A 12,198-nucleotide genomic window follows, 5' to 3' on the forward strand; every position below is an offset into this window, starting at 1 on the left:
ACCCGTCCGGGCACACGTGCGTGCCGGGGTGCCGTGCGAGGTGGAGACGTAAACGTACTGGAGCGGGGCCCCCGGATGCAAATCCGGTTGCCCCGCTCCCGTTCGGTCGCTACGGCGAGGGTCAGACCTCGACGACGACCGGGAGGATCATCGGGCGGCGGCGGTAGCCGTCCGAGACCCACTTGCCCATGGTGCGGCGGATGAGCTGCTGGATCTGGTGCGGCTCGGCGACGCCGTCGGCCGCGGCGCGGGCGATGGCTTCCTCGATCTTCGGGATGACCGAGGAGAAGGCCGAGTCGTCGATGCCGGAGCCGCGGGCCTGGATGTTCGGGCCGGTGACGACCTTGCCGGTGGAGCTGTCCACCACGACGTAGACCGAGATGATGCCCTCGTCGCCGAGGATCCGGCGGTCCTTGAGCGAGGCCTCCGTGACGTCGCCGACCGAGAGGCCGTCCACGTACACGTAGCCGGCCTGGACCTTGCCGGAGATCCGGGCCTTGCCGTCGATCAGGTCGACGACGACCCCGTCCTCGGCGATGACGATGCGGTCCTTCGGGACGCCCGTCATGGCACCGAGCTCGGCGTTGGCGCGCAGGTGGCGCCACTCGCCGTGGACCGGCATCAGGTTCCGCGGCTTGCAGATGTTGTAGAAGTACAGCAGCTCGCCGGCCGAGGCGTGGCCCGAGACGTGCACCTTGGCGTTGCCCTTGTGCACGACGTTGGCGCCCCAGCGGGTCAGACCGTTGATCACGCGGTAGACCGCGTTCTCGTTGCCCGGGATGAGGGACGACGCCAGGATCACGGTGTCGCCGGGGACGATCCGGATCTGGTGGTCGCGGTTGGCCATGCGGGACAGGGCCGCCATCGGCTCGCCCTGGGAGCCCGTGCAGACCAGCACGACCTCGTCGTCCGGCAGGTCGTCGAGGGTCTTGACGTCGACGACGAGACCGGCCGGGACCTTCAGGTAGCCCAGGTCACGGGCGATGCCCATGTTGCGGACCATCGAACGGCCGACGAAGGCGACCCGGCGGCCGTACTCGTGGGCGGCGTCGAGGATCTGCTGGATGCGGTGCACGTGGCTGGCGAAGGACGCCACGATGATGCGCTTCTGGGCACCCGCGAAGACGCCGCGGATGGCGTTGGAGATGTCGCGCTCGGGCGGGACGAAGCCCGGGACCTCGGCGTTCGTGGAGTCGGAGAGGAGGAGGTCGATGCCCTCCTCGCTCAGACGCGCGAAGGCGTGCAGGTCGGTGAGGCGGTTGTCCAGCGGGAGCTGGTCCATCTTGAAGTCGCCGGTGGCCACGACCATGCCGGCGCCGGTACGGATGGCCACGGCCAGGGCGTCCGGGATGGAGTGGTTGACCGCGATGAACTCGCAGTCGAAGGGGCCGAGGGCCTCTCGCTCGCCTTCCTTCACCTCAAGGGTGTAGGGGCGGATGCGGTGCTCCTGGAGCTTGGCCTCGATGAGGGCCAGCGTCAGCTTGGAGCCGATCAGCGGGATGTCCGGCTTCTCCCGCAGGAGGTAGGGGACGGCGCCGATGTGGTCCTCGTGGCCGTGCGTGAGGACGATGCCGTCGATGTCGTCGAGGCGGTCCCTGATGGACGAGAAGTCCGGCAGGATCAGGTCGATGCCCGGCTGCTCCTCCTCGGGGAAGAGGACGCCGCAGTCGACGATCAGCAGGCGGCCGTCGTACTCGAAGACGGTCATGTTGCGGCCGATCTCACCGAGACCACCCAGGGGGGTGACTCTGAGGCCGCCCTTGGGCAGCTTCGGCGGCGGACCGAGTTCCGGATGCGGATGGCTCAAAAGTGTCTCCTCACCACGCACGCCACGTACCCGGAAGGCACGTGGCGCGCATGTCATTCGTGCACTATCTGTTGTCTGTTCTGTATGCGGTTGTTCGTGCTTATTCAGTTGTGAAGTCTGTTGTCAGAGCTGTACCCCGCCGGCGGCAAGATCGATCTTGAGCTGGGCCGTCTCTTCGGCGGTCAGCTCGATCAGCGGGAGCCGCAGCGGGCCCGCGGGCAGGCCCTGCAGGTTCAGTGCGCCCTTGGTGGTCATCACACCCTGCGTACGGAACATGCCGGTGAAGATCGGGAGCAGCTTCTGGTGGATCTCTGTCGCCTTCTGGACGTCTCCGCCCAGGTGGGCCTCCAGCATGGCGCGCAGGTCGGGGGTGACCACGTGGCTGACCACGGAAACGAATCCGACCGCGCCGATCGACAGGAGCGGCAGGTTCAGCATGTCGTCGCCCGAGTACCAGGCCAGGCCGCTCTGCGCGATGGCCCAGCTTGCGCGGCCGAGGTCGCCCTTGGCGTCCTTGTTCGCAACGATACGGGGGTGCTCGGCCAGCCGGACGAGGGTTTCGGTGTCGATCGGGACACCACTACGGCCGGGGATGTCGTAGAGCATGACCGGCAGCTCGGTGGCGTCGGCGATCGCCGTGAAGTGCCGGAAGAGGCCTTCCTGCGGCGGCTTGCTGTAGTACGGGGTGACGGCGAGCAGACCGTGCGCGCCGACGCGCTCGGCCTGTCGGGCCAGCTCAAGGGTGTGGCGGGTGTCGTTGGTGCCGATGCCGGCGACCACGTGGGCGCGGTCTCCGACCGCCTCGACCACGGCTCGTACGAGGTCGTTTTTCTCCGCGTCGGTGGTGGTCGGCGACTCACCGGTGGTGCCGTTGATGATCAGGCCGTCGTTGCCTGCGTCCACCAGGTGGACGGCGAGCTGCTGCGCGCCGTCGAGGTCGAGTGCGCCATCAGCCGTGAACGGCGTGATCATGGCGGTGAGGACCCGCCCGAAGGGGGTCTGCGGAGTCGAGATCGGAGCCATGGGTAACACGCTACTCGCTGCCATGGTCGCGGTGTCCCCTCGGGGGACGTCAACGGGGTGTTGGACGCCGGCACTGCCTGCTCGGGGGTTCAAGCAGTGCCGGGTCCGTTTGATCAGCCTAGATGAAGTTTACGAAACGTCGCAATACGGACACTTAGGACTTGACGCCGTACATCTGTACGCCGCGGGTGTACCGACCCTTACGGGGCAACGCGACCGTTGCCGTTGTAGGCCGCGTACGTCAGCGGCATGAGCTTCGCCCAGTGCTGCTCCATCTTCTCGCCGACCATCTCGATCTCCCGCTGCGGGAAGGACGGGACCGCCGCGAGCTCGTGCTGCGTACGCAGGCCGAGGAAGTGCATCAGCGAGCGGGCGTTGCACGTGGCGTACATCGAGGAGAAAAGACCGACCGGCAGGACCGAACGGGCAACCTCCCGGGCCACGCCCGCGGCGAGCATCTCGCGGTAGGCCTCGTAGGCCTGCACGTAGGAGTCCTCCATGACGCGGCCGGTCAGTTCCTGCTGCGCCTGGGTGCCCTCGACGAAGACGTACTTGCCCGGGCGGCCCTCCTGGACCAGCTTGCGCTCGGCGTCCGGGACGTAGAAGACCGGTTCGAGCTCCCTGTAGCGGCCCGACTCCTCGTTGTACGACCAGCCCACGCGGTGGCGCATGAACTCGCGGAAGACGAAGATCGGGGCGCTGATGAAGAAGGTCATCGAGTTGTGCTCGAACGGGCTGCCGTGGCGGTCGCGCATCAGATAGTTGATGAGGCCCTTGGAACGCTCCGGGTCCTTCTGCAGCTCCTCCAGCGACTGCTCGCCGGCCGTGGAGACGCGAGCGGCCCACAGTACGTCGGAGTCGGCGGCGGAGTGCTTCACCAGCTCCACCGTCACGTCACTGCGGAAGCTGGGTTTCAGATCTGAAGCGGCGGTTTCGCTCACCGGGGGTCCTTCCAAACGTGCGTCCTGGGGCGCGCCCACTCTACGGCGCCCCTCGCACGGCCTGCGCAGACGCACGCGGACTCCGGGGCCCGCGCGGGGCGTCCCGGAGCTGACGCACCGCCATGAATTTTTCCTAATGTCCTGAAATCCGGCACGGATTGAGCGGCTCGTACGTCCTACCTAGAAGAACGCACACCCCACCACCCCGAGGAGATTCGTTCTGATGTTCCTCCGGCGCGAACCCGTTCCGTTCGCCTTCGTCTCCGAGGCAGACCGTTTCCGAAGCAACGTCACTCCGCCGCCGCGCGAGCGCCTGGGGAGGACCCAGTTGCTCGCCCGTACCCTGGTCGGACTGACCGTGGTTGCGGGGCTCGCCGGCTCACTGCTCCTCGGCATGCCCGCACTGCAGCCGAGCAAGGTGCCGGAGAAGTCGCAGCAGTCGGAGGCGTCCCAGGGGCGGTAGCCTCACGGGCACAGCCCAACCGAACGTGCATGTGAGTGAGGTCCAGCCGTGCCCCTGCCCTTCCTGACGGCCGACGGCGTATCCGATGTGGATGACGACGGCGACGGCGACGAGATCCTGGCCCATGCCGACCAGGACCGCTGGCGCCGGCCCTACCGGCCCGGCCCCTGGCGCGTGGGCATCGGCGCGCTCCTGCTGCTGCTGTCGGCCTTCATGCTGCTGGCCACGATGATCGTCGCCTTCGCGGGCGGCTGGGGCGGAGCCCTCGTCTGTCTGATCGCCGCGCTCGCGGTCGTCGGGTCGGCGGTGCAGATCCTGCGCGTCGGCGTGTGGGTGAGCCCCGCCGGGCTGCGCCGGGTGGGGTTCTTCGTCACCCGCACCACCGCCTGGAGCGAGATCGGCGAGCTCCGTACGGTGCAGCAGCCGGTGCGCTGGCTCGGGCTGCCGAGGACCGTACAGGGGCAGGCGCTGACGATGTCGGGGCAGGGCGGAGCGGAGGCGCCGGTCCTGCTGACCGACCACAACGCCGACTTCCTGTCCCGGACCGAGGCCTTCGACCGCGCCGCCGACACGGTGGGGGCCTGGGCCGACGAGTACCGGCCCGTGACCGCCTGACCGGCCGGAACGGCCCCCGTAAGCCCGTACAGGGATCAGACCTGTACGGGCTTCTTGTCGTGCAGGGCGATCGCGCGCTGCATCGCCTTGCGGGCCCGCGGGGTGTCCCGGGCGTCGTGGTAGGCGACGGCGAGCCGGAACCAGCTGCGCCAGTCCCCCGGCGCGTCCTCGGTCTCGGCCTTGCGGCGCGCGAAGACCTCGTCGGCCGAGTCCCGCAGGATCCGTCCGTACTTGTCCCGCTCCAGCTCGTCGACGGGCAGTCCGCCCTCGGCCTCCAGCTCGGTCGCGAGATGGTTGGCCCGCGTGACGAACCGGGTGTTCTGCCAGAGGAACCAGACACCGATGACCGGCAGGATCAGCACGGCCACCCCGAAGGTGACGGTGAGCAGGGTGCCGTGCTCGATGAGCATCAGGCCCCGGCTGCCGACCAGGACGAAGTAGACCACCAGGACGGCGGCCGTGAGGAAGTACGTGATCTTCGCGCGCATCGTGAAATCAGTCCGGTCAGCCCAGGTCGAGGAAGTGTTCCAGGCCGAAGGTGAGGCCCGGGGTCTGCGTCACTCGGCGCACACCGAGCAGGATGCCCGGCATGAAGCTGCTGTGGTGCAGGGAATCGTGACGGATGGTCAGGGTCTCGCCCTCGCCGCCGAGGAGCACCTCTTGGTGGGCCAGCAGGCCCCGCAGGCGGACGGCGTGCACCGGGACGCCGTCGACGTCCGCGCCGCGCGCCCCGTCGAGGGCGGTGGCGGTGGCGTCGGGCTGGGCGCCGAGGCCGGCCTCGGCACGGGCGGCCGCGATGAGCTGCGCCGTACGGGTCGCGGTGCCGGAGGGGGCGTCGACCTTGTTGGGGTGGTGCAGCTCGACGACCTCGACGGACTCGAAGTAGCGGGCGGCCTGGGCGGCGAACTTCATGGTGAGGACGGCGCCGATGGAGAAGTTCGGGGCGATGAGCACACCGGTCTCCGGCGAACCGTCGAGCCAGGTGCCCAGCTGCGCGAGACGGTCCTCGGTCCAGCCGGTGGTACCGACCACTCCGTGGATGCCGTGGCGGATGAGGAAGTCCAGGTTCCCCATCACCGATGCCGGAGTGGTCAGCTCGACCGCGACCTGGGCACCGGCGTCGGCCAGCGTCTCCAGCTTGTCGCCGCGGCCGAGCGCCGCGACCAGTTCCATGTCCTCGGCGGCCTCGACCGCCTTGACGGCCTCGGCGCCGATCCGGCCCTGGGCTCCTAGGACTGCCACGCGCAGCTTGCTCATCATTACGTCCTTAGATAAACGCAGTCTTGCTTGCCGTACGAACTAGGCGACCGCTTCGTCGAGACGGGCGGCCTGCTTCTCCTTCAGCGGGCCGATCACCGCGAGCGAGGGCCGCTGGGCCAGTACATCCTGTGCGACCGAGCGGACGTCGTCCGGGGTCACGGCGGCGATCCGGGCCAGCATGTCGTCGACCGACATCTGGTCGCCCCAGCACAGCTCGCTCTTGCCGATGCGGTTCATGATCGCGCCGGTGTCCTCCAGGCCGAGGACGGTGGATCCGGAGAGCTGGCCGATGGCCCGCCTGATCTCCTCGTCGGCCAGTCCCTCGGTCACGACCTTGTCGAGCTCGTCGCGGCAGATCCGGAGCACGTCGTGCACCTGGTTGGGGCGGCAGCCCGCGTACACGCCGAAGAGGCCGGTGTCGGCGAAGCCCGAGGTGTACGAGTACACGCTGTAGGCGAGGCCGCGCTTCTCCCGGACCTCCTGGAAGAGGCGGGAGGACATGCCGCCGCCGAGGGCGGTGTTCAGGACGCCCAGTGCCCAGCGGCGCTCGTCGGTACGGGCGAGGCCGGGCATGCCGAGGACGACGTGGGCCTGCTCGGTCTTGCGGTTCACCAGGTCGACGCGGCCGGCCGTGCGGATGCGCTTGGCGCCGGTGCGCGGGCCGATCGGCTCGGCGTCGGTACGGCCGAGGGCGCCGGCCTTCTCGAAGGCGGCGCGGACCTGGCGTACGACCTTGTTGTGGTCGACGTTGCCGGCGGCGGCCACGACCAGGTGGGTCGGGTCGTAGTGCTTCTTGTAGAAGCGGCGGATCCGGTCGGCGCCGAGCGCGTTGATCGTGTCGACGGTGCCGAGGACCGGACGCCCCAGGGGGGTGTCCCCGTACATGGTCTGCGCGAACAGGTCGTGCACCATGTCGCCCGGGTCGTCCTCGGTCATCGCGATCTCTTCGAGGATGACGCCGCGCTCGGCGTCGACGTCCTCCTCGCGGATCAGCGAGCCGGTGAGCATGTCGCAGACCACGTCGATGGCCAGCGGCAGGTCGGTGTCGAGCACCCGGGCGTAGTAGCAGGTGTACTCCTTCGCCGTGAAGGCGTTCATCTCGCCGCCGACCGCGTCGATCGCGGAGGAGATGTCGAGGGCGCTGCGCTGCTGCGTGCCCTTGAAGAGGAGGTGCTCCAGGTAGTGCGTGGCGCCGTTGAGCGTGGGCGTCTCGTCACGGGAGCCGACGTGCGCCCAGATGCCGAAGGTGGCGGAGCGGACGGAGGGCAGCGTCTCGGTGACGATGCGCAGTCCGCCGGGCAGGACGGTGCGCCGGACGGTGCCGATGCCGTTGCTGCCCTTGAGGAGGGTTTGGGTACGGGCGACGGCCCGCCCCTCCGAAGAGGGGCGGGCCGTCACACGGGAACTACGCGACATCACTTGTCGGAGTCGTCCTTGTCAGCGTCGTCGCCGGCGGTCTCGCCGTCGATCACGGGGACCAGCGAGAGCTTGCCGCGCTGGTCGATCTCGGCGATCTCCACCTGGACCTTGGTGCCGACCGCGAGCACGTCCTCGACGTTCTCCACGCGCTTGCCACCGGCGAGCTTGCGGATCTGCGAGATGTGCAGCAGGCCGTCCTTGCCGGGCATGAGGGAGACGAAGGCACCGAAGGTGGTGGTCTTGACGACCGTACCCAGGTAGCGCTCGCCGACCTCCGGCATGGTCGGGTTGGCGATCGAGTTGATCGTGGCGCGGGCGGCCTCGGCGGCCGGGCCGTCGGAGGCACCGATGTAGATGGTGCCGTCGTCCTCGATCGTGATCTCGGCGCCGGTGTCCTCCTGGATCTGGTTGATCATCTTGCCCTTGGGGCCGATGACCTCACCGATCTTGTCCACGGGGATCTTGACGGTGATGATCCGCGGGGCGAACGGGGACATGGCGTCCGGCGTGTCGATCGCTTCCATCATCACGTCGAGGATGTGGAGGCGGGCGTCGCGGGCCTGCTTGAGGGCCGCGGCCAGGACGGAGGCCGGGATGCCGTCCAGCTTGGTGTCCAGCTGGAGCGCGGTGACGAACTCCTTGGTGCCGGCGACCTTGAAGTCCATGTCGCCGAAGGCGTCCTCCGCACCGAGGATGTCGGTGAGGGCGACGTAGTGCGTCTTGCCGTCGATCTCCTGGGAGATCAGGCCCATGGCGATACCGGCGACGGGGGCCTTGAGGGGCACACCGGCGTTCAGCAGCGACATGGTGGAGGCGCAGACCGAGCCCATGGACGTCGAACCGTTGGAGCCGAGGGCCTCGGACACCTGACGGATCGCGTAGGGGAACTCCTCGCGGGTCGGGAGGACCGGCAGGATCGCGCGCTCGGCGAGCGCGCCGTGGCCGATCTCGCGGCGCTTCGGCGAACCGACGCGGCCGGTCTCGCCGACGGAGTACGGCGGGAAGTTGTAGTTGTGCATGTAGCGCTTGCGGGTCACCGGGGAGAGGGTGTCCAGCTGCTGCTCCATGCGGAGCATGTTGAGGGTGGTGACGCCCAGGATCTGGGTCTCGCCACGCTCGAACAGCGCCGAGCCGTGCACGCGCGGGATGGCCTCGACCTCGGCGGCGAGGGTACGGATGTCCGTGATCCCGCGGCCGTCGATGCGGACCTTGTCCTTGATGACGCGCTCGCGCACCAGGGCCTTGGTCAGGCTGCGGTACGCGGCGGAGATCTCCTTCTCGCGGCCTTCGAAGGCCGGGAGGAGCTTCTCGGCGGCGATCTCCTTGACGCGGTCCAGCTCGGCCTCGCGGTCCTGCTTGCCCGCGATGGTCAGCGCCTGGGAAAGCTCGCCCTTGACGGCGGCCGCGAGGGCCTCGTACACGTCGTCCTGGTAGTCCAGGAAGACCGGGAACTCGCCCTCGGGCTTGGCGGCCTTGGCGGCCAGGTCGGCCTGGGCCTTGCAGAGGACCTTGATGAAGGGCTTCGCGGCGTCCAGACCGGCGGCGACGACCTCCTCGGTCGGCGCCTCGGCGCCGCCCTTGACGAGGGCGATGGTCTTCTCGGTGGCCTCGGCCTCGACCATCATGATCGCGACGTCGCCGTCCTCAAGGGTGCGACCCGCGACGACCATGTCGAAGACGGCGTCCTCGAGCTCGGTGTGCGTCGGGAACGCCACCCACTGGCCGCGGATCAGCGCGACGCGGACGCCGCCGATCGGGCCGGAGAAGGGCAGGCCGGCCAGCTGCGTGGACGCGGACGCGGCGTTGATCGCGATGACGTCGTACAGGTGGTCGGGGTTGAGCGCCATGATGGTGGCGACGACCTGGATCTCGTTGCGCAGGCCCTTCTTGAAGGACGGGCGCAGCGGGCGGTCGATCAGGCGGCAGGTGAGGATCGCGTCCTCGGAGGGGCGGCCCTCACGGCGGAAGAAGGAGCCGGGGATCTTGCCGGCCGCGTACTGCCGCTCCTCGACGTCCACCGTCAGGGGGAAGAAGTCGAGCTGGTCCTTGGGCTTCTTCGACGCGGTGGTGGCGGACAGCACCATCGTGTCGTCGTCCAGGTAGGCAACGGCGGAGCCGGCGGCCTGGCGGGCCAGACGGCCCGTCTCGAAGCGGATGGTGCGGGTGCCGAAGGAACCGTTGTCAATGACGGCCTCGGCGTAGTGGGTCTCGTTCTCCACTAGCGTTTTCTCCATTTTCGTCGTCTCCGTCCGCCGCCCGTGTGGCGGTGGACGGTTGCGGAGAAGCGCTCCTGGCGTGCGGGCCGGTCTTCGATCGAAGCACCCGGTTCGTTGCCCTTCGGGGCATTCCGGGTGCCACTACCGAGGACCGGCGGCGTGGGAGGGCGCTCCCCCTCTTCAGTTGTGCACGTCTCGTCGTCGGACGTACACGTGCGTCGTTTCCAGACTACAAAGGGTCCGGTCCGTCCCGCACGTACAGCAAAGGGAGCGGCCCCCGGATGTGGGAACCGCTCCCTTCACGGCGTCTTACTTGGCGCCGGCCGCACCGCGGCGGATGCCGAGGCGCTCGACCAGCGTACGGAAGCGCTGGATGTCCTTCTTGGCCAGGTACTGCAGCAGGCGGCGACGCTGGCCGACCAGGATCAGCAGACCACGACGGGAGTGGTGGTCGTGCTTGTGCGTCTTGAGGTGCTCGGTCAGGTCCGAGATGCGGCGGGAGAGCATCGCAACCTGGACCTCGGGGGAGCCGGTGTCGCCCTCCTTGGCACCGAACTCGGTGATGATCTGCTTCTTCGTAGCGGCGTCGAGCGGCACGCGTACTCCTCGTTTAGGTCTTCGTTGCCACCGAGTGCCCCAGGTCTGAGTCTCTGGGGAGCTTCCGTTACTCGGGAGGCGGGGTCCGCTGAGCGCAGTCCACAGACCCTCTTGCCGAGGAGTCCGGGGACGCGTACACAAACGGCCGTCACACAGCGTACCAGGCTGCCGCTCCGCCACGTCTCAGCTGGTGAGAGACCTGGCGCGGGAGTATACGTCCAGCACGGCCAGGGTGAGCGGCACAAGGGCGAGCAGGACCGCCGCCTCGGTGAGGTCGAGCAGCCGCCCCCAGAAGGGTGACAGACCCTTGCGGGGAATGACCAGCGCAATTCCGGCGAGGAGGGCCGCGCCGGCCGCGACGGCCGCGGTCAGCCAGATCGTCCGCAGGTCCAGGCCGCTGCTGTCGTGGTCCAGCAGGAGGGCTTCGATCAGGTTCCTCGGCGGGTGCAGGGCCATGCCCAGGATCAGCAGCGCGATGGCGACGAGGCCCGCGGTCAGGGCGCAGACCACCTGGGAGGTGTAACGGAAGAGGCGGGCGCGCAGCAGCATGGCGAGGCCGGTGGTGAGCGCCAGCAGGCGGCCCCAGACGTTGTCGGAGAAGCCGAGGACGGCGGCGGCGCCGACGGCGACCGCGGCGCAGCCGCCGACCAGGCCGAGCAGCATCTCGTGGCCGCGGCGGGCCTGGGCGGCGATGGCCTCGGCGTCGAGCGGGGCGCCGGCCGCCTCGTGCTGGTCGGAGCCGGACTGCTCGCCGTACGGCTCGGTCTCGTACCGGTCCGCGGTCACCGCGTGGTCGACGTACTCGTCCGTGGCGCTCTGCGGAGCGGCGTAGCCGATGGGCAGGCGGGCGAAGCGGGCGGAGAGGCCGGGGAGGAAGGCGACGAGGCCGATGGCCACGGGGGCGCAGACGGCGGCGGTGGAGGTGGCGGAGGCTTCGGTGGCGATGGCCGCGAAGGTGGCGAGGGTCCCGGTGGTGGCGACGAAGGTGGCCGCCACGAACGGGGCGTCGCCGCTGGGGGTCAGCGCGACCAGGGCGACGGAGGCCGTCAGGGCGCAGACGCAGCCGAGCAGGAACTGGAGGCGTCCGGGGCCGTGGCCGACGGCCGGGGCGATGATCCCGGAGCCGGCGATCATCAGGTGCGGGAGGGCGCCGAGGCCGAGCGCGACGGCGGAGAGGCGGTCGCGGTAGACGCGGGCGCGCACTCCGGCGACGGCGGTGAGCAGGACGCCGACGGCGCCCGCGATGATCCCGGGCAGGCCGTGCATGTCGTGGCGCAGCGGGTCGGCGTACCAGAGGACGAAGCCCAGCATGACGAGCAGGACGGCCGAGCCGGCCAGGCCCGCGCCGCGCAGCATGTCGTCGCTCCAGCGGTGCCGGTCGCGGACGACGGCGGAGGCGACGGCGTCGGACACGTCGTCGAACACGGCGGGCGGCAGGGACTCCGCGAAGGGGCGCAGGCTCAGCACCTCGCCGTCGAGGACCTGCTGCCCGGCGAGGGTCCGGGCGCCGTCGAGGACGGTGCCGGAGCGGCGGACGAGGTGGAAGCCGGTCGGGGCGCCCACCGGCTGGGTCTGGCCGGTGAGGCGCAGCAGCTCGGGGTAGACGTCGGCGACGGCGATGTCCTCGGGGAGGGCGACGTCGATGCGGCTGTCGGGGGCCACGACGGTGACCCTGCAGAATCCCGTCGTCCCGGCCGTACTCACCTGTGTGACCCCCCTGGTTGGTGCCCGCACCGGCGGACGATTCGCGGATGCGCATGCTGCGCGCGCCACCCTACCGGGCTTATGACCGACTGTCGGCAAGTAGGATCACCGTCGCGTGGGGGAGACCCCCTTCGCGCCCGGGACTTGGGGGCG

Annotated in this window: 11 protein-coding genes; 2 read left to right on the forward strand and 9 right to left on the reverse strand. The window is 69.5% G+C overall.

Going from position 1 to position 12,198, the window contains the following annotated elements; all coding sequences use genetic code 11:
• Positions 1-121: 121 nt before the first annotated feature.
• The 3 genes from Sspor_RS13995 to thyX form a co-directional block, all read right to left on the reverse strand.
• Positions 122-1,807 carry a ribonuclease J gene (locus Sspor_RS13995; protein ID WP_202199443.1) on the reverse strand — a complete coding sequence of 562 codons (1,686 nt, stop codon included), beginning with the start codon at positions 1,805-1,807 and terminating at the stop codon, positions 122-124.
• A gap of 123 nt (positions 1,808-1,930) precedes the next feature.
• Complete coding sequence (dapA, locus tag Sspor_RS14000) at positions 1,931-2,830, reverse strand: 4-hydroxy-tetrahydrodipicolinate synthase (RefSeq protein WP_202199444.1); 900 nt, start codon at positions 2,828-2,830, stop codon at positions 1,931-1,933.
• Between the two features lie 200 nt (positions 2,831-3,030).
• Positions 3,031-3,771 (reverse strand): FAD-dependent thymidylate synthase, encoded by a 741-nt coding sequence (gene thyX / locus Sspor_RS14005; RefSeq protein ID WP_030011069.1) that lies wholly within the window; start codon positions 3,769-3,771, stop codon positions 3,031-3,033.
• Positions 3,772-3,994: 223 nt separating this feature from the next.
• Here thyX and Sspor_RS14010 point away from each other — a divergent pair, with 223 nt between their 5' ends.
• Together Sspor_RS14010 and Sspor_RS14015 are read left to right on the forward strand one after the other, a co-directional pair.
• Positions 3,995-4,234: a hypothetical protein gene (locus Sspor_RS14010; protein ID WP_202199445.1), complete on the forward strand. Its 240-nt coding sequence runs from the start codon at positions 3,995-3,997 to the stop codon at positions 4,232-4,234.
• Positions 4,235-4,282: 48 nt separating this feature from the next.
• Positions 4,283-4,849, forward strand: coding sequence for an SCO5741 family PH domain-containing membrane protein (locus Sspor_RS14015; RefSeq protein ID WP_202199446.1), 567 nt, complete (start codon positions 4,283-4,285; stop codon positions 4,847-4,849).
• 35 nt (positions 4,850-4,884) lie between these two features.
• On the opposite strand, the gene Sspor_RS14020 is transcribed toward Sspor_RS14015, so the two are convergent.
• The 6 genes from Sspor_RS14020 to eccD all read right to left on the reverse strand — a co-directional run bounded on the left by Sspor_RS14020 (position 4,885) and on the right by eccD (position 12,045).
• Positions 4,885-5,337, reverse strand: coding sequence for a tetratricopeptide repeat protein (locus Sspor_RS14020; protein ID WP_202199447.1), 453 nt, complete (start codon positions 5,335-5,337; stop codon positions 4,885-4,887).
• Positions 5,338-5,353: 16 nt separating this feature from the next.
• Positions 5,354-6,106, reverse strand: a complete 753-nt coding sequence (gene dapB / locus Sspor_RS14025; RefSeq protein WP_202199448.1) for a 4-hydroxy-tetrahydrodipicolinate reductase — start codon at positions 6,104-6,106, stop codon at positions 5,354-5,356.
• A 42-nt stretch (positions 6,107-6,148) separates the two neighbouring features.
• Entirely contained in the window at positions 6,149-7,528 is a 1,380-nt protein-coding gene (locus Sspor_RS14030) for a M16 family metallopeptidase (RefSeq protein WP_202199449.1), read from the reverse strand.
• Positions 7,525-9,747 (reverse strand): polyribonucleotide nucleotidyltransferase, encoded by a 2,223-nt coding sequence (locus Sspor_RS14035; protein ID WP_202203652.1) that lies wholly within the window; start codon positions 9,745-9,747, stop codon positions 7,525-7,527. The genes Sspor_RS14030 and Sspor_RS14035 overlap by 4 nt, the downstream gene beginning before the upstream one ends.
• A 306-nt stretch (positions 9,748-10,053) precedes the next feature.
• A complete protein-coding gene (gene rpsO, locus Sspor_RS14040; RefSeq protein WP_030011220.1) occupies positions 10,054-10,341 on the reverse strand; it encodes a 30S ribosomal protein S15 in 288 nt (95 codons plus the stop codon).
• A 183-nt stretch (positions 10,342-10,524) separates the two neighbouring features.
• Positions 10,525-12,045 (reverse strand): type VII secretion integral membrane protein EccD, encoded by a 1,521-nt coding sequence (eccD, locus tag Sspor_RS14045; protein WP_202199450.1) that lies wholly within the window; start codon positions 12,043-12,045, stop codon positions 10,525-10,527.
• Between the last annotated feature and the right edge of the window lie 153 nt (positions 12,046-12,198).

This window comes from Streptomyces spororaveus, assembly GCF_016755875.1.
Lineage (GTDB): Bacteria > Actinomycetota > Actinomycetes > Streptomycetales > Streptomycetaceae > Streptomyces > Streptomyces spororaveus.